This is a genomic window from Streptomyces tremellae, assembly GCF_039540215.1.
GTDB lineage: Bacteria > Actinomycetota > Actinomycetes > Streptomycetales > Streptomycetaceae > Streptomyces > Streptomyces tremellae.
On the sequence record NZ_BAABEP010000034.1, the window covers coordinates 23,520 to 44,781 of the forward strand.

20 protein-coding genes, 1 pseudogene and 1 riboswitch are annotated in these 21,262 nt (G+C 74.7%); of the genes and pseudogenes, 13 read left to right on the top strand and 8 right to left on the bottom strand.

Annotated features, from left to right (window positions below; genetic code table 11):
- Nucleotides 1-5: 5 nt before the first annotated feature.
- A riboswitch (SAM riboswitch) is annotated at nt 6-133 on the bottom strand.
- Between the two features lie 166 nt (nt 134-299).
- From ABEA77_RS21755 to ABEA77_RS21765, 3 genes and pseudogenes are all read left to right on the top strand, one after another.
- Nucleotides 300-1,262 (top strand): glucosyl-3-phosphoglycerate synthase, encoded by a 963-nt coding sequence (locus ABEA77_RS21755; RefSeq protein ID WP_345650180.1) that lies wholly within the window; start codon nt 300-302, stop codon nt 1,260-1,262.
- Nucleotides 1,263-1,446: 184 nt separating this feature from the next.
- On the top strand, nt 1,447-2,871 hold the full coding sequence (locus ABEA77_RS21760; RefSeq protein WP_345650183.1) for an alpha,alpha-trehalose-phosphate synthase (UDP-forming): 1,425 nt from the start codon (nt 1,447-1,449) through the stop codon (nt 2,869-2,871).
- 60 nt (nt 2,872-2,931) lie between these two features.
- Nucleotides 2,932-3,030 (top strand): annotated as a pseudogene (locus tag ABEA77_RS21765) (type II toxin-antitoxin system prevent-host-death family antitoxin); the annotation flags it as partial.
- Between the two features lie 57 nt (nt 3,031-3,087).
- Here ABEA77_RS21765 and otsB read toward each other — a convergent pair.
- The 3 genes from otsB to ABEA77_RS21780 all read right to left on the bottom strand — a co-directional run bounded on the left by otsB (nt 3,088) and on the right by ABEA77_RS21780 (nt 5,615).
- Nucleotides 3,088-3,939 carry a trehalose-phosphatase gene (gene otsB, locus ABEA77_RS21770; protein ID WP_345650186.1) on the bottom strand — a complete coding sequence of 284 codons (852 nt, stop codon included), beginning with the start codon at nt 3,937-3,939 and terminating at the stop codon, nt 3,088-3,090.
- Between the two features lie 37 nt (nt 3,940-3,976).
- Entirely contained in the window at nt 3,977-4,195 is a 219-nt protein-coding gene (locus ABEA77_RS21775; RefSeq protein WP_425588354.1) for a DUF3263 domain-containing protein, read from the bottom strand.
- Nucleotides 4,196-4,382: 187 nt separating this feature from the next.
- Nucleotides 4,383-5,615 carry an extracellular solute-binding protein gene (locus tag ABEA77_RS21780; protein WP_345650192.1) on the bottom strand — a complete coding sequence of 411 codons (1,233 nt, stop codon included), beginning with the start codon at nt 5,613-5,615 and terminating at the stop codon, nt 4,383-4,385.
- A 241-nt stretch (nt 5,616-5,856) separates the two neighbouring features.
- Here ABEA77_RS21780 and ABEA77_RS21785 point away from each other — a divergent pair, with 241 nt between their 5' ends.
- The 3 genes from ABEA77_RS21785 to ABEA77_RS21795 all read left to right on the top strand — a co-directional run bounded on the left by ABEA77_RS21785 (nt 5,857) and on the right by ABEA77_RS21795 (nt 9,098).
- The gene (locus tag ABEA77_RS21785; protein WP_345650195.1) at nt 5,857-6,789 is read left to right on the top strand and encodes an ROK family protein; all 933 of its coding nucleotides are present in this window, start codon (nt 5,857-5,859) and stop codon (nt 6,787-6,789) included.
- On the top strand, nt 6,789-8,009 hold the full coding sequence (gene nagA, locus ABEA77_RS21790) for an N-acetylglucosamine-6-phosphate deacetylase (protein WP_345650198.1): 1,221 nt from the start codon (nt 6,789-6,791) through the stop codon (nt 8,007-8,009). Before ABEA77_RS21785 ends, nagA begins: the two co-directional genes overlap by 1 nt.
- 165 nt (nt 8,010-8,174) lie before the next feature.
- Nucleotides 8,175-9,098, top strand: coding sequence for a 1-phosphofructokinase family hexose kinase (locus ABEA77_RS21795; protein ID WP_345650201.1), 924 nt, complete (start codon nt 8,175-8,177; stop codon nt 9,096-9,098).
- Nucleotides 9,099-9,200: 102 nt separating this feature from the next.
- Here the strand turns inward: ABEA77_RS21795 and ABEA77_RS21800 are convergent, their stop codons facing one another.
- Nucleotides 9,201-10,244, bottom strand: a complete 1,044-nt coding sequence (locus ABEA77_RS21800) for a carbohydrate-binding protein (protein ID WP_345650204.1) — start codon at nt 10,242-10,244, stop codon at nt 9,201-9,203.
- Between the two features lie 319 nt (nt 10,245-10,563).
- Nucleotides 10,564-12,411, bottom strand: a complete 1,848-nt coding sequence (gene cdgB / locus ABEA77_RS21805; RefSeq protein WP_345650205.1) for a diguanylate cyclase CdgB — start codon at nt 12,409-12,411, stop codon at nt 10,564-10,566.
- A gap of 449 nt (nt 12,412-12,860) precedes the next feature.
- On the opposite strand from cdgB, the gene ABEA77_RS21810 reads away from it, so the two are divergent.
- From ABEA77_RS21810 to ABEA77_RS21820, 3 genes are all read left to right on the top strand, one after another.
- Nucleotides 12,861-13,343 (top strand): flavin reductase family protein, encoded by a 483-nt coding sequence (locus ABEA77_RS21810; RefSeq protein WP_345650276.1) that lies wholly within the window; start codon nt 12,861-12,863, stop codon nt 13,341-13,343.
- Between the two features lie 327 nt (nt 13,344-13,670).
- A complete protein-coding gene (gene arfB, locus ABEA77_RS21815; RefSeq protein ID WP_345650207.1) occupies nt 13,671-14,099 on the top strand; it encodes an alternative ribosome rescue aminoacyl-tRNA hydrolase ArfB in 429 nt (142 codons plus the stop codon).
- Between the two features lie 214 nt (nt 14,100-14,313).
- The gene (locus ABEA77_RS21820) at nt 14,314-14,889 is read left to right on the top strand and encodes a TerD family protein (RefSeq protein WP_345650209.1); all 576 of its coding nucleotides are present in this window, start codon (nt 14,314-14,316) and stop codon (nt 14,887-14,889) included.
- Nucleotides 14,890-15,166: 277 nt separating this feature from the next.
- Here the strand turns inward: ABEA77_RS21820 and ABEA77_RS21825 are convergent, their stop codons facing one another.
- Nucleotides 15,167-15,328 carry a hypothetical protein gene (locus ABEA77_RS21825; RefSeq protein WP_345650212.1) on the bottom strand — a complete coding sequence of 54 codons (162 nt, stop codon included), beginning with the start codon at nt 15,326-15,328 and terminating at the stop codon, nt 15,167-15,169.
- A gap of 439 nt (nt 15,329-15,767) precedes the next feature.
- Between ABEA77_RS21825 and ABEA77_RS21830 the strand changes: the two genes are divergently transcribed.
- Together ABEA77_RS21830 and ABEA77_RS21835 are read left to right on the top strand one after the other, a co-directional pair.
- The gene (locus ABEA77_RS21830; RefSeq protein ID WP_345650215.1) at nt 15,768-16,346 is read left to right on the top strand and encodes a GNAT family N-acetyltransferase; all 579 of its coding nucleotides are present in this window, start codon (nt 15,768-15,770) and stop codon (nt 16,344-16,346) included.
- A 370-nt stretch (nt 16,347-16,716) separates the two neighbouring features.
- Entirely contained in the window at nt 16,717-17,214 is a 498-nt protein-coding gene (locus ABEA77_RS21835; RefSeq protein ID WP_345650218.1) for a hypothetical protein, read from the top strand.
- Nucleotides 17,215-17,333: 119 nt separating this feature from the next.
- Here ABEA77_RS21835 and ABEA77_RS21840 read toward each other — a convergent pair whose 3' ends face one another.
- Nucleotides 17,334-17,825 carry a cupin domain-containing protein gene (locus ABEA77_RS21840; protein ID WP_345650220.1) on the bottom strand — a complete coding sequence of 164 codons (492 nt, stop codon included), beginning with the start codon at nt 17,823-17,825 and terminating at the stop codon, nt 17,334-17,336.
- A gap of 52 nt (nt 17,826-17,877) precedes the next feature.
- On the opposite strand from ABEA77_RS21840, the gene ABEA77_RS21845 reads away from it, so the two are divergent.
- Together ABEA77_RS21845 and ABEA77_RS21850 are read left to right on the top strand one after the other, a co-directional pair.
- A complete protein-coding gene (locus ABEA77_RS21845; RefSeq protein ID WP_425588355.1) occupies nt 17,878-18,951 on the top strand; it encodes a GlxA family transcriptional regulator in 1,074 nt (357 codons plus the stop codon).
- A 187-nt stretch (nt 18,952-19,138) separates the two neighbouring features.
- Nucleotides 19,139-19,930, top strand: a complete 792-nt coding sequence (locus tag ABEA77_RS21850) for an SAM-dependent methyltransferase (RefSeq protein ID WP_345650221.1) — start codon at nt 19,139-19,141, stop codon at nt 19,928-19,930.
- Nucleotides 19,931-20,309: 379 nt separating this feature from the next.
- On the opposite strand, the gene ABEA77_RS21855 is transcribed toward ABEA77_RS21850, so the two are convergent.
- Nucleotides 20,310-21,188 carry a GNAT family N-acetyltransferase gene (locus tag ABEA77_RS21855; RefSeq protein WP_345650222.1) on the bottom strand — a complete coding sequence of 293 codons (879 nt, stop codon included), beginning with the start codon at nt 21,186-21,188 and terminating at the stop codon, nt 20,310-20,312.
- Between the last annotated feature and the right edge of the window lie 74 nt (nt 21,189-21,262).

The following is a 21,262-nucleotide window of genomic DNA, read 5'->3' on the forward strand; positions in this document are numbered from 1 at the left end:
CTTTCTCCTCATCTTCCTCGCGACGCGTCTCGCCGCAAGACGGAATTGGCACCTTCCCCACCGTGACCTCGCGGTCGGCGGGAGGGTTGCCGGGGCTTCAACGGGCCGTTCCCTCTGCCCCTCTGGATGAGCGGTATGGCAACCGGAACCGGGCTCCGGTGCGTTTGTCCCGCGAGGCCCACCCGGCATGCGGGCGTCTTTCGCGTTGTTCAAGACTGTAGCCGAAGGACCGGACGGCGCTAAGGGCCGTCCGGCACGCGAGACGGATCACGCAGTGGCCCGACGAGGGAGAGCCGATCGTGCTGGAAGAGGTGGAACACTGGCTGACCAGGCGTTCCTGGTCGGTCGGCGAGCGTCCGCTCGACCGGCTGCTGGTGGCCAAGGCCACACGGGGGACGACGGTGAGCGTGGTCCTGCCCGCCCTGGACGAGGAGGCGACGGTCGGCGGGATCGTCTCCGTCATCCGCAGCGAGCTGATGGAGAAGGCGCCGCTCGTGGACGAGCTGGTGGTCGTCGACTCAGGCTCCACCGACCGCACCTCGGAGGTGGCCGCGGCGGCGGGCGCCCGGGTGGTGCACCGCGACGCGATCCTGCCGCGGCTGCCCGCCCTGCCGGGCAAGGGCGAGGTGCTGTGGCGCTCGCTCCTGGTCACCAGCGGCGACGTGGTGTGCTTCGTCGACGCGGACCTGCGGGAGTTCTCCGCCGACTTCGTCTCGGGGATCGTCGGCCCGCTGCTGACCGACCCGGGCGTGCAGTTCGTGAAGGCCATGTACGACAGGCCGCTGGGCGCGGGCTCCGGCGGCGGGCCCGCGGCCGGCCAGGGCGGGCGGGTCACCGAGCTGGTCGCGCGCCCGCTGCTCAATCTGCACTGGCCGCTGCTCGCGGGCTTCGTGCAGCCGCTCGGCGGCGAGTACGCGGTGCGCAGGCAGATGCTCGAACGGCTGCCGTTCCCCGTGGGGTACGGGGTGGAGCTCGGCCTGCTCGTGGACGCGCTGCAGCTCGTCGGGCTGGACGCGCTCGCGCAGGTCGACGTGGGGGTGCGGCTGCACAGGCACCAGGACGACCGGGCGCTCGGGCGGATGGCCGCCGCGATCTACCGCACGGCGCAACAGCGGCTGTCGCGCGCCCATCTCGTACGGCCCGCGCTGACGCAGTTCGAGCGCGGCGCGGAGGGCTTCGAGCCACGCACGCACGCGGTCGACACGGAGGAGCGGCCGCCCATGCGGGAGATCGAGGAGTACACGGCGCGCCGCGCGGCGTGAGCGGGCGCGCACCCGAGCGCGGCGTCACGGAGCGCGGGCGGCCGCGGCGTTCGGTGATCACCGCGGCACGGTCCGTGCGCGCGCCGTGGCCGTGCCGTCATGCGCCGTCACATGCGCCGCATCAAAGGTCCCACCAGCCCCGTCCGTACGTTTGAGCGTTTCCCGGACGGGCTAGGTTCGCCCCATGGCTACCCTGCACGACGCCCCGATCCTGGTCGCATCGAACCGCGGTCCCGTCTCGTACACCCTGGGCGACGACGGCGGGCTCACCGCGCGGCGCGGCGGCGGCGGCCTGGTCTCCGGGCTCTCCGCCATAGGGCCGGACGCGGGCGCGGTATGGGTGTGCGCGGCGCTCGGCGACGGCGACCGGGAGGCGGTGCGGCGCACCGGAGGGGCGCTCGACCCCGCCGACACCGGCGGGCAGCGGGTGCGCATGCTGGGCGTCCCGCCCGAGGTGTACGCGGATGCGTACAACGGGATCGCCAACTCCGCGCTGTGGTTCGTGCACCACATGCTGTTCCAGACGCCCCTGGAACCGTCGTTCGGCGCGGAGTTCCGCGCGCAGTGGGCGTCGTACGAGGCCTACAACCGCGCCTTCGCCGAGGCGCTCGCGGACGAGGCGGGCGAGGGCGCCGCGGTGCTGGTGCAGGACTACCACCTGGCGCTCGTGCCCGGCATGCTGCGGGCGCTGCGGCCCGACATGCGGATCGGGCACTTCTCCCACACGCCGTGGGCGCCCGTCGACTACTTCCGGCTGCTGCCCGACGACATCGCACGGCAGTTGCTGCGCGGCATACTCGGCGCCGACCGCGCGTGCTTCCTGACCCGGCGGTGGGCGGACGCCTTCGCCGCCTGCTGCGACGAACTGCTCGGGGGCACGGGCAACACCCGCGTCGGCGTGCACGGTCTCGGCGCGGACGGCGACTTCCTGCGCGAGCGCGCGCACCGCCCCGACGTGGACGAGCGGATGGCCGCGCTGCGCGAGCAGATCGGCACGGACCCCTCGGGCGCGCCCCGGCGGACGGTGGTACGGGTGGACCGCACGGAGCTGTCGAAGAACATCGTGCGCGGGCTGCTCGCCTACCGGACGCTCCTCGCGGAGCGCCCCGACTGGCGCGAGCGCGTGGTGCACGTGGCGTTCGCCTACCCCTCGCGTCAGGACCTCGCGGTCTACCGCGACTACACGGAGCGGGTGCGGCAGCTCGCCGACGAGATCAACACCGAGTACGGCACACCCGGTTGGACGCCCGTCGTGCTGCACGTCGAGGACGACTTCGCGCGCTCGCTTGCCGCGTACCGCCTCGCGGACGTGGCGCTCGTCAACCCGATCAGGGACGGCATGAACCTGGTCGCCAAGGAGGTCCCCGTGGTCTCCGACGACGGCTGCGCGCTGGTCCTCTCCCGCGAGGCCGGCGCCCACGCGGAGCTCGCCGAGGACGCGCTGAGCGTCAACCCGTACGACGTCACGGAGACGGCCCACGCCCTCCACGAGGCCCTGACCATGCCCGACGACGAACGCGCCCGCCGCACCAAGCGCCTCGCCGCCGCGGCCACGGCCCTCCCCCCGACCCGCTGGTTCCTCGACCAGCTCGAAGAACTGCGCGCCTGAGGGGCGCGGCGGTCCGCACTTCGACCACATCACGAGTGCGCACTACTGCACAATTCCGCCATAAGTGACACTCTGCCCATGGCCGAGGCGCGTGCCCGGTTCGGTTCGCGGGTCCGGCGTGCCTCGCACAGCCGCGAGCGGATCACCATCACCGACCACACGGTAACGATCGTGGCCATCCGCGTCGGACGGGTCGCCTGAGGCACGCGCCCCGGGTCAGGCGCCGCCGCCGAGGCGGGCGGCGAGGGCGGTGAGGAAGGCGACGACGGCCGACGGGCCGTCGAGGGCGAGGTCGGCGCGTGCCGTGAGGGCCGCGGTGGCGGTGCCGCTGCTGAGGAGGAGGCCCGTGCGGCCCTCCGCGCGCAGGGCGTCCACCGCGTCGAAGGCGGACAGGTCGCCGAGGTCGTCGCCGGCGTAGGCGACGGTGCGGGCGCCGGTCTCACGGACGTACGCGGTGAGCGCGGTGCCCTTGTCCATGCCGGGCGGCCGCAGTTCGAGGACCTGGCGGCCGGGTTCGAGGACGATGCCGTGGCGGACCGCGAGGTCGCGCAGCGGAGCGCGCAGCGCCGCGAAGGCCGCGTCGGGGTCGGCGGCCCTGCGGGTGTGCACGGCGAACGACTGGCCCTTCTCCTCGGTCCACACCTGCCGGCCCGGGGCGAACCTGCGCACCACGTCGTCGAGTTCCGCGCGGGCGCCGGCCACGCCCGGGTGCGGGGGCGGCGTCTCCAGCGTGCCGGTGGCGGCGTCCCAGCGCTCGGCGCCGTAGTGGCCGAGGACGACGAGGCGTTCGAGGCCGGGGACGCCCGCGAAGCCGCCGTACTCCACGGCGACGGACGCGGGCCTGCCGGTGATCACCACGGCGGACGCGAGGCGCGGCGCGAGCGCGGCGAGCGCCTCCACGGCGCCGGGGTGCGCCCTGGCCTGCTCGGGGTCGGGGACGATCTCGGCGAGCGTGCCGTCGAAGTCCAGCGCGACGACGGCGCTGCCGGGTGCCGCGAGCAGCGCGGCGAGGCCCTCGGCGCCCGCGTCGGTGGCCGGCTGCGGAAGAGTGGCGGGGTTGCTGCCCATGCCTGCGACCCTACCGGCCCCCGACGGCCCCGGCCCCTCAGCGGGCGTCGCGGTGCGCGGCGCGCACGCGCACGAGCCGGTTGACCGTGACGGGGTCGTGCCGCAGCGCGGCCGGGTCGTCGAGCAGGGCGTTCAGCAGCTGGTAGTAGCGGGTCGGCGACATGCCGAGCCGCTCCCTGACGGCCCGCTCCTTGGCGCCTGGCCCCGGCCACGAGCGGCGCTCGAACGCGAGCACGGCACGGTCGCGATCGCTCAACTCCCGGGACCCCGGGGGCCCCACGGGCTCCCGAGCCTCCTCGGGCTCCCCCACCGCCCCGGGCTCCCCCGGCCCGGCGGGCTCCCCCGGCCCGGCCGCCGGATCCGGAGGCGCCGACGCCCCGGCCCCGGGGGACGGCGGGTCCTCCGGGGGCGGGGCTGCGGGGTCTGCGGGCACGGCGTCCAGGCTACTTGCCCGCTTCGGTGGCGTCCGCGGTGTTCGCGTCCTTGGAGATCCTGGTCAGGATCTGCCGGGGGTCGGCGCCCGGCTCGACCGCCTTGCCGATGTTCTTCTTGATCTCGTCGCTCACCTGCGACCACGAACTCTTGCCGAACGGGTAGAGCTCGGCGTTGTCGAGCGTCTTCTGGAACTCGCGCAGGTCGTTGTGGGCCGTGTCCTGCGCCATCAGGGTGTTGGCGCTGTAGGTGACCGGCAGGAGGTCGTACTGCTTGACGAAGTCCATGACGTTCTTGTCGTTGTAGACGTAGTCGAGGAACTCGCCGATCTGCTGGGCGTGGCCGTTCTGCTTGAACGCCATCATCCAGTCGGCCACGCCCATCGAGGACTTCACGTCGCCGTCCTTGCCCGGCATGGGCACCATGCCGAAGTCGACGTGCGCCTTGCGGGCGCTGTTCATCAGCGTGGGATGGCCGTTGAGCATGCCGACCTTGCCCTCGGTGAACTGCTTGAACGCGTCGGCGCGGTCCAGCTCGCCCGGCTTGACCGGTCCGGTGAGGCCCTTGCCCACGAGGTTCTTCTGGAGCCATTCGAAGGTCTTGACGTTCTCGTCGGAGTCGATGCTGTACGAGTCGTCGGTGCTGTTGGTGTAGCCGCCGCCCCCGCTGAGCAGCCACATCATCGTCTCGGCCTGCGACTCCTCCGTGCCGAGCGGGAGCGCGAACGGCACGGGGACGCCCTCCGCCTTCAGCGCCTCGGCGTCGCTGCGGATGTCGTCCCAGTCCTTCGGGGCGCTGATCCCGGCCTCGTCGAACAGCTTGCGGTTGTAGAACAGCAGCCGCGTCGAGGCGACGAACGGCAGCCCGTACTGGGTCTGGTCGACCTTGCCCGCAGCCGCGAGCTGGGCGACGAAGCCGGACTGGACCGGCACGCTCAGGACCTGGTCCGCGCTGTAGAGCTTGCCCGCCTCCGCGTAGTCGGCGAACGACCCGACCTGGGCCATGTCGGGCGCCTGGCCCTTCTTGACCAGGGCCGCCACGTCCGCGTCGACGGTCTTCCACGACCGGACGTCCACGTCGACGGTGATGCCCGGGTGGGTCCGCTCGAACTCCGAGGCCAGTTTCTTCCAGTAGACGCTGGAGGACGTCTCCGGGCTGTTCCCGTAGTCCGCGGCGACGAGCTTGAGCGTGACATCGCCCGAGCCGGTCGTGCCGCTGCAACCCGCGAGACCCATGGTGCTCATGACGGCTATGGCCGTGGTTATGCCCAGATAGCGGTGCCGCACGGGTTCTCTTCCCACCCTTCGCCCGCCGTCCGGCGGGAATTCGACGATCGAACCGCGATTTTGTCTTGTTCGAACGTTTGAGTCCAGGCGAACGGACGAATGCCGCAAGCCGTACCGCGGGTGAAGGCGGGGAAGATCACGGGGCGCGAAACGGGGAGTGGACTAGACCTCTTGCGGCGCACGCGGGAGACTGTCCGGCGTGGAACACGTCATCGCCCTCGATGTGGGCGGCACCGGCATGAAGGCCGCCCTCGTAGGGGCGGACGGCGAGCTGCTGCACGAGGCACGCAGGCCGACCGGCAGGGAGCGCGGGCCCGGGGCCGTCGTCGAGGCCATCCTCGGCTTCGCCGCGGACCTGCGCGCCTACGGCGCCGAGCGGTGGGGCGCCGGCGCCCGGGCCGCCGGTGTGGCCGTGCCGGGCGTCGTGGACACCGAGCACGGCGTCGCCGTCTACGCCGCCAACCTCGGCTGGTGCGACGTGCCGCTGCGCGACCTGGTCTCCGAGCGGCTCGGCGGTGTGCCCGTCGCGCTCGGCCACGACGTGCGCACCGGCGGCCTCGCCGAGGGCCGCCTCGGCGCGGGGCGCGGCTCCGACCGCTTCCTGTTCATGCCCATCGGCACGGGCATCGCGGGCGCCATCGGCATCGACGGTGCCATCGAGGCGGGCGCGCACGGCGTGGCCGGCGAGATCGGCCATGTGGTGGTGCGCCCCGGTGGTGCCGAGTGCAGCTGTGGGCAGTACGGCTGTTTGGAGATGTACGGCTCGGCCCGCGCCGTGACCCGTGCCTGGGCTGCCGCGTCCGGCGACCCGGAGGCCGACGCCGCGGACTGCGCGAAGGCCGTCGCCTCCGGCGACCCCCGGGCCGTCGAGGTCTGGCGGGACGCCGTGGACGCGCTGGCCGCGGGGTTCGTCACGGCGCTGACGCTGCTCGACCCGCGCACCCTGATCGTCGGCGGCGGGCTCGCCGAGGCCGGCGGCACCCTCTTCGAACCGCTGCGGGCGGCGGTCGCGGCGAAGGTCACCTTCCAGAAACTGCCCACCATCGTTCCGGCCGCGCTCGGTGACACCGCCGGGTGTCTGGGGGCCGGCCTGCTCGCCTGGGACCTACTCGCCACGGAGGTAAGCGCCTGATGGCCGCCGCATCCACGCCCCCCGCTTCCGCACCCGCCGCGGCGCGGCCCGGCACGTCGGCGGCGCCCGTCGGCGCCGGCACCTGCACCGTGCTGGCCGGGGGCCGGGTCGTCCTGCCGACCGGGGTCGTCGACGGCGGCCGGGTGATCGTCGAGGGCGGCCGGATCGCCGGGGCGGCCCCCGAGGGCGCCACAGTGGTCGACCTGACGGACCACTGGCTGGTGCCCGGCTTCGTGGACCTGCACAACCACGGGGGCGGCGGCGCGTCCTTCACCTCGGGCACGGCCGAGGAGGTGCTGCGGGGCGTCCGTACGCACCGGGAGCACGGCACCACGACCGTCGTCGCCTCCACCGTCACCGGCGAACCCGACTTCCTGGCGCGGCGCGCGGGCGAGCTGTCCGAGCTGGTCGAGCAGGGCGACCTGGCGGGCGTGCACTTCGAGGGCCCCTTCATCTCCCCCTGCCGCAAGGGCGCGCACAGCGAGGCGCTGCTGCGCCACCCCGACCCGGCCGAGGTGCTCGCGCTGGTGAAGGCGGCGCGCGGCACGGCGAAGATGATGACGCTCGCCGCCGAGCTGCCCGGCGGCCTCGACTCCGTGCGGCTGCTCGCCGACCACGGCGTGATCGCCGCGCTCGGCCACACCGACGCGACGTACGAGCAGACCGCCGAGGCGATCGACGCGGGCGCGACCGTCGCCACCCACCTGTTCAACGCGATGCCGCCGCTCGGCCACCGGGTGCCGGGTCCCGTCGCGGCGCTGCTCAAGGACGAGCGCGTCACCGTCGAGCTGATCAACGACGGCACTCACCTGCACCCCGCGGCGCTCGAACTCGCGGTGCGCTGCGCGGGCGCCGCCCGTACGGCGTTCATCACGGACGCGATGGACGCGGCGGGCTTCGGCGACGGCGCCTACGCGCTCGGCCCGCTGGAGGTCGAGGTGAAGGACGGCGTCGCGCGCCTGGTGGACGACGGCTCCATCGCGGGCTCGACGCTCACGCTCGACACCGCCTTCAAGCGCGCGGCGACGGTCGACCTGATGCCGGTCGAGGACATCGTGCGGGCGATCTCCGCCAACCCCGCGCGGCTGCTCGGCATCGACGACCGGGTGGGCTCGCTCGAACCCGGCAAGGACGCCGACCTCGTCGTCCTCGACGCCGACTTCACCCTCAAGGGCGTGCTGCGCAAGGGCGCCTGGGTGGTGGACCCGCGCACGGCCTGAGCGCTCCGGCCGTGCGGCCGTGCCCGCACGGCCACCCGGGGCGGACCGCGGACAGGTCTGTGCCGGAGCCCGCGCTTCTGGCATGATCACCTACCGGCCGCGGCAACCCGCCGGGAGCGGGCCCGCGACCGCAGGACCGGTCAGGGGCAGAAGGGGGAGCGCGGCGTGATCCTCACGGTCACCCTCAACGCAGCCCTCGACCTCACCTACCGCACCGCCTCCCTCGTCCCGTACGCCACGCACCGGGTGACCGAGGTGATCGAGCGGCCCGGCGGCAAGGGCGTCAATGTGGCGCGGGTGCTGACCGCGCTCGGCCACGAGGCCGTCGCCACCGGCTTCCTCGGCGGCCGCACAGGCGACGACGTGCGGCGGCTGCTCGCGGACCTGTCGCCCGCGACCGCCGACGCGTTCGTGCCGGTCGAGGGCGCGACCCGGCGCACCGTCGCGGTCGCGGACAGCCGCGGCGGCGACACCACCCAGTTCAACGAGCCGGGCCCGCTCGTCACCGCCGCCGAGTGGCGGGCGTTCACCGACGCCTACACGGAGCTGCTCGGCCGCGCCGACGCCGTCGCGCTCTGCGGCAGCCTGCCGCCGGGCGTGCACGTGGGCGCCTACGCCGAGCTGGTGCGCGCCGCCCGCGCGGCCGGGGTGCCCGTCCTGCTCGACACCAGCGGCGAGCCGCTGCGCAGGGGCGTCGCCGCCAGGCCCGACCTGGTGAAGCCCAACGCCGAGGAGCTGGCCCTGCTGACCGGCGCGCGCGAGCCACTGCGCGCCGCCGGGGACGCCCGCAGGCGCGGGGCACGTACCGTGGTCGCCTCCCTCGGCCCCGAGGGCCTCGCGGCCGTCACCGCGGACGGGTCGTGGCTGGCCCGCCCGCCGTCCGCGGTGCACGGCAATCCGACGGGCGCGGGCGACTCCGCCGTCGCCGCCCTCCTCGCGGGCCTGGTCGAGGGCGTGCCCTGGCCGGAGCGGCTGCGGCGGGCCGTCGCGCTCTCCGCGGCGACCGTGGCGGCCCCGGCCGCCGGCGAGTTCGACCGGGACACCTACACCGAGGTGCTGCCGCTGGTGGCGGTCGCCGACACCGCGTGAGCTGCGGCGGCTCCGCACACCCCGGGAAACACCTCGTCCCGGCCCCGCGATGCGGCGGCCGGGACGGTGGCGTACTTCCCGCGGGGCGGTCCGCGGGCGGGGTCAGCCCTTGACGTTGCCCGCCTTCAGGTAGAGCTGGTCGAGGTTGACCCCGCACTGGTCGCCCTGCTCGCAGGAGATCTTGATCGTGTTGGACCCCTTCTTGAGGTTGATCCAGGAGAACGTCGTCGTCCAGCCCTTGTCCGCCTGGCCCTCGGGGGCGCCCGCGAAGTTCTTCATACTGATCGACCTGCGGTCGCCGTCGTTGACGAAGAGGGACATCTTGGCGTCCTTGCCCGGCACGCCGTAGTTGGCGAAGAGGGTGTACGCGCCCGCCTTCGGCACGTCGACCGTCCAGGTCGCCGAGGCGCCCTCGCCCGGCATCGCCACGTAGACGCCGCCCTTGGCCTTCGCGCCCGGCACGTCGGACGCCGTGGCGGCGGGCCCGCCGAGCTGGAGCGTCGAGGCGTCCTGCTCGGGCAGCGAGGCGCCGTCCGAGCCCGCGCTCGCGGAGGCCCCGCCCGACGGCTGGGAGGCGCCCGCGCTCGGCGAAGCCGAGGCGCCGCCGCCCGCCTCGTCGCCCTTGCCGTCCCCGCCGTTGCTCGTCATCAGGGCGACGGCGATGCCGATGACCACGGCCGCGACCACCGCGACCGCGGCGATCAGCAGCCCGCGGGTGTTCGGGCCGCCCCGGCCGCCGCGCCCCCGGCCCGGCTGTCCGGACGGCGGGCCCTGGCGCACCGGGCCCCCGGGCACGGCCTGGGTCTCGGGCGCCGCGTAGTGCGGGTTCGGGGAGCCGTAGCCGCCCGGCTGCTGCCCGTACGCCGCCTGGCCCTGCTGGCCGTACGGAGCGCCCTGCGGGGGCGGCCCGTACGGGGCGCCCTGCGGCGGCACCTGCTGCTGCGGGTAGCCGTACTGGCGCTCGCCGACGGTCCTGACCTGGTTGTAGGACGTTCTGGGCACGCCGGGCTTGGCCGCGGGGCCGGGGTAGCCGTAGCCGCCCTGCCGCCGCTGCTGGGCACCGCCCGACTGCTGCCCGTCGGCATACAGGTAGCCGAAGGGGTCGTCGTCCTCGGGTGTGCTCGCGCCGTCGTTCCCGGCCGTCATCCCTGAGTCACTCCTCTACCATCTCGTCAGCGTCGCCGACCGGGCGAGCCTACCGCGAGAATCTGGGCGCCAGGACGCCGCTCCGTCCCGTGAACACGGGCCGTGAGGCCCTTCTGCCACCTCAGGGTGGGGCAGGTGGACGGCGGGCGACACGGACGGGGCGCGGGGGTGAACAATGTCTCGCCCGCCGATTCCGCGCGCCCGCGGATACGGCGGGACGGCCGGGGCAGGAGGGCTTCGGTGTGCTCGGCTGGGTGCGGTGTCCGGGTGCTGTGCCGGGCACGGGGCGCCGGGCGCGGTGTGCTGGGCGCGGGGCGGCTCAGCCCGCCCTGCGGCTGACCTTGCTGCGCGACCGCTTCTCCACGTACATCAGCTGGTCGGCCGACTGGAGCACCTCCTCGACCGTCATGCCGCACGCCGCCCAGCCGATGCCGAAGCTGGCGCCGACGCGCACCGCGCGGCCGTCCACCCGGATCGGCGGGAGGATCGCGTTGCGCAGGCGGGCCGCGAGGTCGGAGGCGTCGCCGGGGCCGAGGCCGTCCGCGAGCACGACGAACTCGTCGCCGCCGAGGCGCGCGACCGTGTCGCCGTCCCGCACACCCGTGGTGAGCCGCCGCGCCACCTCGATCAGCACGGCGTCTCCGGTGTTGTGGCCGAACCTGTCGTTGATCGACTTGAAGCCGTCCAGGTCGCAGAAGAGGACCGCGAGGCCCTTCGCGCCCTCGCGCTCGCCCGGTGCGACGAGGTGCACATGGTGGTCGAAGCCGCCGGCCGTGAAGCCGCCGAAGCTGCCGCCGCGCTCGCCGGTGCGCTCCTCGTAGGCGTCCTGGCCCGACCCGTAGCCTTCGTAGGCCGCCTCGTACGCGCTTTCGTCGGGGGCGCCGGCCTCATAGCCGCCGACCGGGTACGCGGCACCCCCGTAGCCCCCGTGACCCTCGTGGGGTGTGTCCTGGTGGGCGGCGGGCCCGTGGGGGCCGCCCTGGTAGCCGCCGCCCGGCGCCTGCGGCCCCGGGCCCCCGTCGTAGCCGCCGAACGCGGCGTCGAGCTGCTCGACCACCGTGGCGGCGCGGGAGGCGCCCGGCCTGCCGCATATCCGGGCGCTGAGCCTGGCCCGCAGCTCCGCACTGTTGGGCAGGCCGGTCAGCGAGTCGTGCGAGGCGCGGTGCGCGAGCTGGAGCTCGCGGCTCTTGCGCTCCTCTATGTCCTCGACGTGCGTCAGCAGGAAGCGGGGCCCGTCGGCGGTGTCGGCCACCACGGAGTTGCGCAGCGAGACCCACACGTACGAGCCGTCGCGGCGGGCGAGCCGCAGCTCGGCGCGGCCCCCCTCGGCCGAGGTCCGCAGCAGCGTGCCGATGTCCTCGGGGTGCACGAGGTCGGCGAAGGAGTAGCGGCGCATCGCCGACGCGGGCCTGCCGAGCAGCCGGCACAGCGCGTCGTTGGTGCGCAGCAGCCTGCCGCGCTGGTCGCCGCCCATCTCGGCGATGGCCATGCCGCTCGGCGCGTACTCGAAGGCCTGGCGGAAGGACTCCTCGCTGGCCCGCAGCGCCTGCTGCTCGCGTTCGAGGCGGACCAGGGCGCGCTGCATGTTGGCCCGCAGGCGGGCGTTGCTGATCGCGAAGGCCGACTGCGAGGCGTACATCTGGAGGGCCTCGCGGCCCCAGGTACCGGGCTTGCGGCCACCGCGCGGCCGGTCGACGGATATGACCCCGAGCAGCTCGCTCGTGCCACCGCCCGTGGAGGCGTACATCGGCGCGTAGAGCCGGTCCTGCGGGTGCCACTCGTCGGCGAAGCGCGGCTCGGGACCCTCGGTGTGCCACTGCGGCACGTCGTCGTCGAGGAGTACCCAGCCCTCGGTGTGCGGTATGAAACGCAGCTCGCCCCAGCGCTCGCCCATGTTGAGCCGCCGCTCCCAGGACGTGCGGGAGCCGACGCGGCCCGCGATCAGTGCCTCGGCCGCCGCGGACCCGGCGAAGGCGGCGACGACGAGGTCACCGTCTGCCTGGACGACGTTGACGCAGGCCAGCTCGTAGCCGAGGCCGGTGACGACCCCGTCCGCCACGGTCTGGAGCGTGTCCGCCAGGCTCCGTGCGGTGTTGAGTTCGGCGACGGCCTGGTGCAGCTGCCGCATGGCCGCAAGACGGACATAGGGCTCCGACTCGGTCTCCATCGCTCGCTCTCCCTGAGACCTCGACAGCAACTCCAGGATTCTGATCGGCTCTCGTGTTGCACTGTTCCCGTCACTGAATCACAGCGAGCTGCCCGGCCGGTACACAGGGTCAGCGATAAGTAACCTCTGTGAGTCAAGTCACATCAAATGATGAGCGATCGGGACGAGCCGTTGGGAGCGCTCTCCCTCCGCGCACCTCCGCGCCGCGCGGCGCGGCGGCCGGCACAACAGCGCCTCACACACCTCCACCCCCGCGGCGCGGCGGCCGCCGCCGGTCCTAGGACCCGGCTGGTCCCCTGGCCCGATGCGGCGCCCCCCGGCCGCCGGTTAGCGTCCGTGGCGTGCAGCAGACGACACCGGCCACACCGGCCCCCGCGCGCTCCCCGTCCCCGGCCTCAGGGGGCGTCCCCCATGCTGAGGGGGTGAGCGACGACGAGTTCCGCAGTGCGATGGCCCGGCTGGCCGCGGGCGTGGTCCTGGTGACGGCGCGCGAGGCGCCGCTCGCCGAGGACGGCCCGCGCGGCGAGGACGCCGGCATGACCGCGACCGCGTTCCTCTCCGTCTCCCTCGACCCGCCCCTGGTCCTGGTGAGCGTGCGAACCGGCTCCCGGATGGACGACCTGCTGGAGGAGCAGCCGCTGTGGGGCGCGTCCCTCCTCGCGGAGAGCCAGCGGCACATCGCGGGCCGGTTCGCGATGAAGGGGCGGCTGAGCGACCGGCTGCTGTTCGAGGACATCCCCTACCGCAGGGGCGAGCTGACCGGCGCGCCGCTGGTGCGCGGTGCGCTCGCCGCCCTGGAGTGCAGGACCGAGCAGCGGGTGGCCGCGGGCGACCACACCCTGGTGATCGGCCGGGTGCTCACCGCGGAGGTGCCGCACACGGAGGGCGGGCCGCTCGCGTACTACCGCGGTCGCTACCGGCGGCTCGACTGAACCCGGTCCCGGCCCGGACACCGGGAGCCGTACCCGGGGGCCGGAGTCGTACGGGAACCCGGAGCCGTACGGGAACCCGGGGGCGCACAGAACCCGGAGCCGTACGGGAACCCGGAGCCGTACGGGAATCCGGGGCGCACAGAACCCGGAGCCGTACGGGACCCCGGGGGCGCACGGGACCCCGGGGGCGTACGGGACCCCGGGGGCGTACGGGACCCCGGGGGCGTACGGGACCCGGAGCTGTGCGGGGCCCCCGCCGGGCGGGCCCCGCGCGCGGCGGCGGAAACGGGGTGACGCCCGGGGCGGGGACGCGGGATCATGGAACGCATGTCCGGGCAGCCGCATGTCATCAGAGGCTCGGTCTCCCTGCCGGAGGCCGAGCTCCAGTGGCGTTTCTCCCGCTCCTCGGGGCCCGGCGGCCAGCACGTCAACACCACCGACTCGCAGGTGGAGCTCCGCTTCGACCTGGCGAACACCAAGGGGCTCCCCCCGGTGTGGCAGGAGCGCGCCCTTGAGCGGCTCGCGAGCCGCCTGGTCGACGGCGTGATCAGCGTCCGCGCCTCCGAGCACCGCTCTCAGTGGCGCAACCGCGAGGCCGCGGCCGTCCGGCTCGCCTCGCTGCTCGCCGAGGCGACGGCGCCGCCGCCGCGCGCCCGGCGCGCCTCGAAGGTCCCGCGCGGGGTCAACGAGCGCAGGCTGCGCGAGAAGAAGCGCCGCGGCGACACGAAGCGGGGGCGCTCCGGCCGCGACTGGTGAGCGCCGGGGCGCGGGCGCCGGACGGTTCGCGGGCGGGTCGCGGTCGCGGGTCGCGGGCGCGCGGTGCGGGGGGCAGGACGCGGCCGGCGGTGGCGGGCCCGTTCGGGTAAAGAAAGTAAAAACGCTGGAACCAGGCGGTCCTCTGGTGCCGTTGTAGAGGTGACGGTAGCTTCCCGAACCGTCACCGGCGTTCGTCACGAAAAGGATTTCTCCCATGGCTGTAAGCCTGTCCAAGGGCGGCAACGTCTCGCTCACCAAGGAGGCCCCGGGCCTCACCGCCGTCACGGTCGGCCTCGGCTGGGACGTCCGCACCACGACCGGCAAGGACTTCGACCTCGACGCCTCCGCGATCGCGGTGAAGGCGGACGGCAAGGTCGTCTCGGACGGGCACTTCGTCTTCTTCAACAACAAGACGTCCCCGGACCAGTCGATCGTGCACACCGGTGACAACCTCACCGGCCAGGGCGAGGGCGACGACGAGCAGATCAACGTCGACCTGACGGCCCTGCCCGCCGACTGCGACAAGGTCGTCTTCCCCGTCTCCATCTACGACGCGGACAGCCGCCAGCAGAACTTCGGCCAGGTGCGCAACGCGTACATCCGCGTCGTGAACCAGGCGGGCGGCGCCGAGATCGCGCGCTACGACCTGAGCGAGGACGCCGCCACCGAGACCGCCATGGTTTTCGGCGAGCTGTACCGCAACGGCGCCGAGTGGAAGTTCCGTGCCGTCGGCCAGGGGTACGCCTCGGGCCTGGTCGGCATCGCCACCGACTTCGGCGTCAACCTCTGACCTCCCGATGACCTCCCGATGACCTTCCGATGACCTTCCGAGGGGGAGACAGGTGATCCGCCGGCCTCCTCCGGGGCGAGGAACTCACCCCGGAGGAGGCTCGGCCGACACGCCTGCGCCGCGGCAGCCCGCCCTCTTCCCGCGGGCGCGGAGCGGGCGGCCGGGGCGGGCGGGCCCGGGGCTCGTCGAAGGCACGGTTCCTGGCGGTCGGTTGGCGGGTCCGCTGCTTGAGGGCGGTGTTCTCGGCGGGGATCCACCCCGGATGGCGGGCCGTCCGTCACGGACGGGTGGTCTCCGGCACGGTCGCCGTCTCCCCCGCCGGGGCGGACACCGCGGTCAGTTCCTCGCTGACCTCGTCCAGTGGGCGTCCGCTGGGCTCCCGCACCAGGAACGTGGCGGCGATGGCGGCGAGAACACAGCCGGAGGCGATCAGCGTCACCGTGCGCAGGCCAGGCCGGCCGGCACCAGCGGTACGAAGAGCGCCCCGAGGAAGGCACCCCTCGTGGCGATGCCTGCCGGCAGACCGTGGGAGGTGGCGTGGCCTTGGCCTTCCTCGACAGCATTCGCGCACGGTTCCCGCGGGCCGGCCCCGTCGCTGACCCGGTCCCACCCGACGAGCTGCCCGGCCTGCTCACTGGGCCCCGGGGCCCCTCCCCCGCTACGCGGTCACTCCACACCGAGCACGATCCGGTCCGCCCTGCCAGCGGCGGTGGCGGTGGCGGTGGCTGCAACGCCTACCCCCTCCCCGTGAGGAACACGACGGCCTCGCCGGAGGAGCCGGCCGTCCGGTCGGGCCCGGCCCCCCGGTCGGCGGCTCGATCACCGCGGCCGCGCGTGGGTCCCGGCCACTGCCTGGCCCTCGTGCGTACCCTGCCCGCATGATCGTCGAAGCGCTCGCCTCCGTAGCCGGCGACCTGCCGGGCCCGCTGCTCACCGAACTCGCCGCGCTGTACGCGTCGGACGAGGAGTTCGAGCGGCTCGGCGGCGACCCCGGAGCCCACGGCGGCATCGGCCCGCGGGCCGTCGCCGCGGCGCTCGCCGACGAACTCGCCCATCCCGGCGCCGAGGTACTGCTCGCCCGCTCGGCCGGGGAGCTCGTCGCGTTCGCCGTCGTCCTGCCCCACCATCCCGGCGTGCCCGCCACCGGCGTCGCCGCCCGTCAGACCCCGGACGCGGGCCCGGGGACGGCCGGCGATCCCGATCCGTGGATCGGGCTGCTCGTGGTCCACGCCGAGCGGCGCAGGGCCGGCCACGGGCGCCGGCTCGCCGGGGCCGCGGAGGCGCGGCTGCGGGACGCGGGCCGCGCCGCCGTCCGGGTCGCCGTCCCGGAACACGGCACCAGGGCCCTCGCCTTCTGGACGGCGCTCGGCTACACGGAGATCGAGCGCGGCCCCGACGCGCGCGTCCTCCGCAAAGAACTGCCGGACGCCACGGGGCGCCGGGCGGCGCGGCGCTGAGCCGGGAGGCAGCCGGGGCCGGGAGGCGCTGACCCACGCGGCGCCGAGCCGGGAGGCAGTCGGGGCCGGCCCGAGCGGAGCACGGGCATGCCGGTCCGGCGGCGCGGGCACATCGCTCGGGCGGCACGGACGCCCGAGCCGCGCGGGGACGCCCGTCCGGCGAAGGGACGCCAGAACGGCAGGACACCCGGCACCCGGGCGGCACGGCGCACGTGCCGGCGACGGCGGACGTCCGTCCGGTTACAGAGGCGTCCGGTTACAGAGGCGTCCGGTTACAGGGACGTCCGGTTACAGAGGCGTCCGGTTACAGGGACGTCCGGTTGCGGGACGCGCGTCCGGCCGCGGACGAGCCGCATGGCACCATCGGCGGGTGCTCGACATCGGTTACTCGCTCTCCCGCCGCTTTCCCGACCCGCCGCAGACGGACTACCGCACGGCGGACGGCCGTGCGCTGCGGCACGACCTGTTCTGCGGGGACGTGTACCTGGCCGACACGGCTGCCGACCGGGAGCTGTCCACAGCCTGGGGATGGGTGCCCGTGCTCGACTTCGCATGGGCCCTGTGCGACATCGTGGAGCGGCTCGACCGCGACCCGCGCGGCAGCCGGGCCGCCGAACCCCAGTACGCCGAGCTCGACTTCACCGAGTCGAGCGACCGGATGCTGTTCATGCGCCGCTTCGGCTGGGTGGAGGTCGAGGCGGACTGGATGCCCGGCGGCGAGCCGCCCCTCGTCTTCGACCATCGCGAACTGCGGCGCGAGGCGCGGGACTTCCTGCACGACCTGGCCGCCGACCTCACCGACCTGCACGAGGGGCTCGGGGACAACGTCCTGGTGTGGGACCTGCTGGCCCGCTTTCCCCGCGTGTGATTCCCGGATGCGATTCCCGGGGTGATCTTCTCGTGTGATTCCCGGGGTGATCCCCGCGTGTGAGCCGACCGCCGCCCGCGCACGCCGGCCGGGCGGTCCGCCACAGCGCCCGGGGGCCGCTACGGGCGGGGCAGCGCGTGGCCCGCCGTCGCGTCGACGTGGCCGGGGACCTCCTCGTGCCGGTCCCCGACCGACACCGTACCCGTGGGTTCGAACAGCAGGATCGACGCGCCGCGCGGCGACGAGGGCCGGTGCTCGACACCCCTCGGCACCACGAAGACCGCGCCGCGGGCCAGGTGAACCGTGCGCTCGGCCCGCGTCCCGCCCGTCTCGCGGCCGTCGCGGAGCGCGATGTCGAGTTCCCCGTCGAGCAGCAGGAAGAACTCGTCGGTGGTGTCGTGGACGTGCCACACGTGGTCGCCCGCGACCTTCGCCACGCGGACGTCGTAGTCGTTCACGCGTGTCACGATGTGCGGGCTCCACAGCGCCTCGAAGCCGGCGAGCGCGTCGCCGAGGAGTACGGGCTCGGGCGCGGCGGAGGTGCCCGGTGCATCCGGTGTGTCCGGTGTGTCTGGCGTGTTCGGTGTGTTCGGTGTGTTCGGTGTGCTCATGCCTTCCATGGTCCACGTGGCGTCCGTCGCACACGAGTGATACGAATCGCACATGTCGCATCGATCCTCGCAGCCGCCGCCGCGGGCCGAGCGCCCGGCGACGCACTCGGCGGCCCGCGCGGCGGCGCACTCGGTGGCCCTGATCGTGGACGAGGGGTCCAACCCGTTCGAACTGGGTATCGCCACCGAGCTGTTCGGTCTGCGCAGGCCTGAGCTCGACCGCCCCTGGTACGAGCTGACGCTCTGCGCCGCCGACCCCGCCGTGCCGATGCACCTCGGGCTGTTCACCATGACCGGCGTGGCGGGCCTCGACGCGGTGGAGCACGCCGACACCGTGATCGTGCCCAACAGGCCCGACCCCGAGCACGGGCCCTCCCCCTCCGTCCTCGACGCGGTCCGGCTCGCGGCCGCCCGCGGCGCGCGGCTGGTGAGCTTCTGCACGGGCGCGTTCACCCTGGCCGCCGCGGGGGTCCTCGACGGGCGCAGGGCCACCACGCACTGGCGGTGGGCCGACCTGTTCGCGGCCCGCTTCCCCGCCGTACGGCTCGACCCCGACGTCCTCTTCGTGCGCGACGGCGACGTGTTCACCGCGGCAGGCAGCGCGGCGGCGCTCGACCTCGGGCTGCACCTGATCACGCTGGACCATGGCAGCGAGGTGGCGAACGCCGTCGGCCGCCGCCTGGTCTTCCCCGGCCACCGGGACGGCGGGCAGCGGCAGTTCATCGAGCGGCCCGTCCCCGCCGTGCGGGACGAGTCGCTCGCGCCTGTCCTCGCGTGGGCGCGCGAGCGCCTGGACCGGCCGCTCGGGATCGCCGAGCTCGCCGCGTACGCCGGAGTCAGCGCCGCCACCCTGCACCGGAGGTTCCGTGCCGAGCTCGGCACCACCCCGCTGGCCTGGCTGACCGGCGAGCGCGTCGCGCTGGCGTGCCGGCTGATCGAACGCGGCGAGGCGCGGATGGAGGTCGTGGCCAGGCTGAGCGGCCTCGGCACGGCGTCCAACCTGCGGACCAGGCTGCACCGGGCCACCGGGCTCACCCCGACCCGCTACCGGGAGCGGTTCGGGCCGCGGCCCGCGCCCCCGCCATCCGCCGGGGCGCGGCCCGCACCGCCACGACCCCCCGGGTAGAGGCCCGCACCACCACAACCCCCGGGCAGCGGCCCGCACCACCACAACCCGCTGGGCAGCGGCCCGCACCACCACAACCCGCCAATCTGACCCCATAGCCTTACCGTCAGTGAACGGATATGGCAGGGTCGGGGCACCCCGGCCCCGGGGCCCCGCGCGCCGCACCCCGATCCCGAAAGGACGCAGCATGACGTCCGCCCGCCCTTCCGAGCAGGACATCGACAGCAGCACGCCGCACCCGGCCCGTATCTACGACTGTCTGCTCGGGGGCGACCACCACTTCCCCGCGGACCGTGCCGTCGCCGACCGGCTCCCGGCGGTGGCACGGCTCGGGGCGCGCGCCAACCGGGCGTTCATGCGGCGGGCGACGGCGTGGGTCGCGGGAACCGGCATCGACCAGTTCCTCGACATCGGCTCCGGCATCCCCACCGAGCCCAACCTGCACCGGGTCGCCCAGGGCGTCGACCCGCGCTGCCGGGTCGTCTACGCCGACTACGACCCGATGGTGCTGCGCTACGCCGAGGAGCTGCTCGCCGGAACGCCCGAGGGCCGCACGGAGTTCGTACGGGCCGACGTACGCGAGCCCGCGGCCATCCTCGAACGGGCGCGCGCCGTGCTCGACCTCGACCGGCCCGTCGCGCTCTCGCTGATCGCGCTGCTGCACTTCGTGCCCGACTCCGACGACCCGTACGGCCTGGTGCGGGCGCTGCTGGACGCGCTCGCGCCCGGCAGCTGCCTGGTGCTCTCGCACCTCACCATGGACCTGTTCACCCCGGAGGAGGACAGGACCGCCGATTACCGGTCGAGCGGGATCGACCTGAGGCCGCGCACCCACGCGGAGGTCAGCCGGTTCTTCGACGGCCTCGACCTGGTGCCGCCGGGGCTGGTCACGGGGTGGCACAGGGACGCGCGACCCCCGGCGGACGCGGAGTCCGAGGGCGCGCGCACCGCCTGGTCGGGCGTCGGCTTCCTGCGCTGAGGGCGCGCCGAGCCGCGGGCCCGGTGCCTCCGCGCGCCCGCCACGGCGCCGGGAACCAGCCATCCGGCGGGGATCTCACCACGCGTTTCTGTGATACGAGGAAGGGGGGCGAGAACGCAGGTCGCGAGCGCTCCCCCGCTCCGGCCGCGCGTGGCCCCCGCGGCCGCTCCCGGACCTGAAACGGGAGCGGCCGCACCCGACGCCCGGTGGGGCGGCACGTCGGACGGGGTCAGGCCCGGTGGCCCGGCACGTCCTCCAGAGCCGGCCCGGTCGCCCGGCACGCCGGCCAGGGGTGGGCCCGGTCGCCCGGCACGCCGGCCAGGGGTGGGCCCGGTCGCCCGGCACGTCCGCAAGGGGTCCGGCCGGGCGGCGCGGCACGTCAGCCGAGTTCGAGGCTGGTGGAGGCGTGGACGCGGTCCGCCGTGGTGCGCGGCGGCTCTCCCGTGTACATCCGCACCGTGAACCAGCCGGGCGCGAGCCCCCGCGCCTCCGCCGCGGCGCGGGCGGCCCCGTTCCCCTCGGGCACGTCCATCGCCACCTCGCCGCCCGGCTCCGCGTGCGCGAGGAGCGCGTCGAGGAGGGCGCCCGCGTCGTCGGGCGTGTCGGCGAAGAGGGGGCCCACACGGTGACCCGACCTGGCCGGGCGGATCACCCCGTACCCGCGGACCGCGCCGTCCCGCAGCCGCGCGTACGCCGTATGGCCCGGGTTGGTCAGCCAGCGGCCGAGGAAGGCACGCCGCCCGGCGGGGAAGCAGTGCGCGTCGTACGCGGCGACGCCGTCGAGCAGCCCGTCCCCCACCGGCACCACGCCGGCGGCCACCGGGTCCCGCTGAGGCGCGGGCACGCCCCCGTACCGCACGGACCGGTAGGCCGCGGTGAAGCCGGACCCGCGGTAGGTCGCCTCCTGCTCGGGCACGGCGTCGAGGCCGATCACCCGCGAGCCCGCGTGCGGCACGGCGGCCCGCCAGGTCGCATGGCCGAGACCACGGCCGCGCAGGCCCGGGCGTACGAGGTAGAAGCCCAGGAACGCGTACCGCTCCGAGTACCTGACCACGGAGATCGCGGACACGGCCCGGCCCCCGATCCGGCCGACGAAGAACCCCTCGGAGTCGGTGGGGTGGAAGCAGGCGGTGTCCCGGAGCCCGGGGTTCCAGCCCTCGTCGGCCGCCCACTGCTCCACCTGCGCCCACTCGGCGGCGGAGGCGGGCGCGACGAGGAGCCGTTCGGCGCCGGACGCCGCGGTGTCGGGATCGGTCATGCCGGTCGCACGTCCCTCCGGTCGACTGCGACCCCACTCGGTGACGGGCCGTCACTCACGGTACCGGCGACGGG

What these genes read in the sequence shown, in the direction of transcription:
- ABEA77_RS21760 (WP_345650183.1), top strand. Translation starts at nt 1,447, where the DNA reads ATGGCTACCCTGCACGACGCCCCGATCCTGGTCGCATCGAACCGCGGT.
- otsB (WP_345650186.1), bottom strand. Translation starts at nt 3,939, where the DNA reads ATGGGCAGCAACCCCGCCACTCTTCCGCAGCCGGCCACCGACGCGGGC.
- ABEA77_RS21780 (WP_345650192.1), bottom strand. Translation starts at nt 5,615, where the DNA reads ATGAGCACCATGGGTCTCGCGGGTTGCAGCGGCACGACCGGCTCGGGC.
- nagA (WP_345650198.1), top strand. Translation starts at nt 6,789, where the DNA reads ATGGCCGCCGCATCCACGCCCCCCGCTTCCGCACCCGCCGCGGCGCGG.
- ABEA77_RS21800 (WP_345650204.1), bottom strand. Translation starts at nt 10,244, where the DNA reads ATGACGGCCGGGAACGACGGCGCGAGCACACCCGAGGACGACGACCCC.
- cdgB (WP_345650205.1), bottom strand. Translation starts at nt 12,411, where the DNA reads ATGGAGACCGAGTCGGAGCCCTATGTCCGTCTTGCGGCCATGCGGCAG.
- ABEA77_RS21810 (WP_345650276.1), top strand. Translation starts at nt 12,861, where the DNA reads ATGGCCCGGCTGGCCGCGGGCGTGGTCCTGGTGACGGCGCGCGAGGCG.
- arfB (WP_345650207.1), top strand. Translation starts at nt 13,671, where the DNA reads ATGTCCGGGCAGCCGCATGTCATCAGAGGCTCGGTCTCCCTGCCGGAG.
- ABEA77_RS21820 (WP_345650209.1), top strand. Translation starts at nt 14,314, where the DNA reads ATGGCTGTAAGCCTGTCCAAGGGCGGCAACGTCTCGCTCACCAAGGAG.
- ABEA77_RS21830 (WP_345650215.1), top strand. Translation starts at nt 15,768, where the DNA reads ATGATCGTCGAAGCGCTCGCCTCCGTAGCCGGCGACCTGCCGGGCCCG.
- ABEA77_RS21840 (WP_345650220.1), bottom strand. Translation starts at nt 17,825, where the DNA reads ATGAGCACACCGAACACACCGAACACACCGAACACGCCAGACACACCG.
- ABEA77_RS21845 (WP_425588355.1), top strand. Translation starts at nt 17,878, where the DNA reads ATGTCGCATCGATCCTCGCAGCCGCCGCCGCGGGCCGAGCGCCCGGCG.
- ABEA77_RS21850 (WP_345650221.1), top strand. Translation starts at nt 19,139, where the DNA reads ATGACGTCCGCCCGCCCTTCCGAGCAGGACATCGACAGCAGCACGCCG.
- ABEA77_RS21855 (WP_345650222.1), bottom strand. Translation starts at nt 21,188, where the DNA reads ATGACCGATCCCGACACCGCGGCGTCCGGCGCCGAACGGCTCCTCGTC.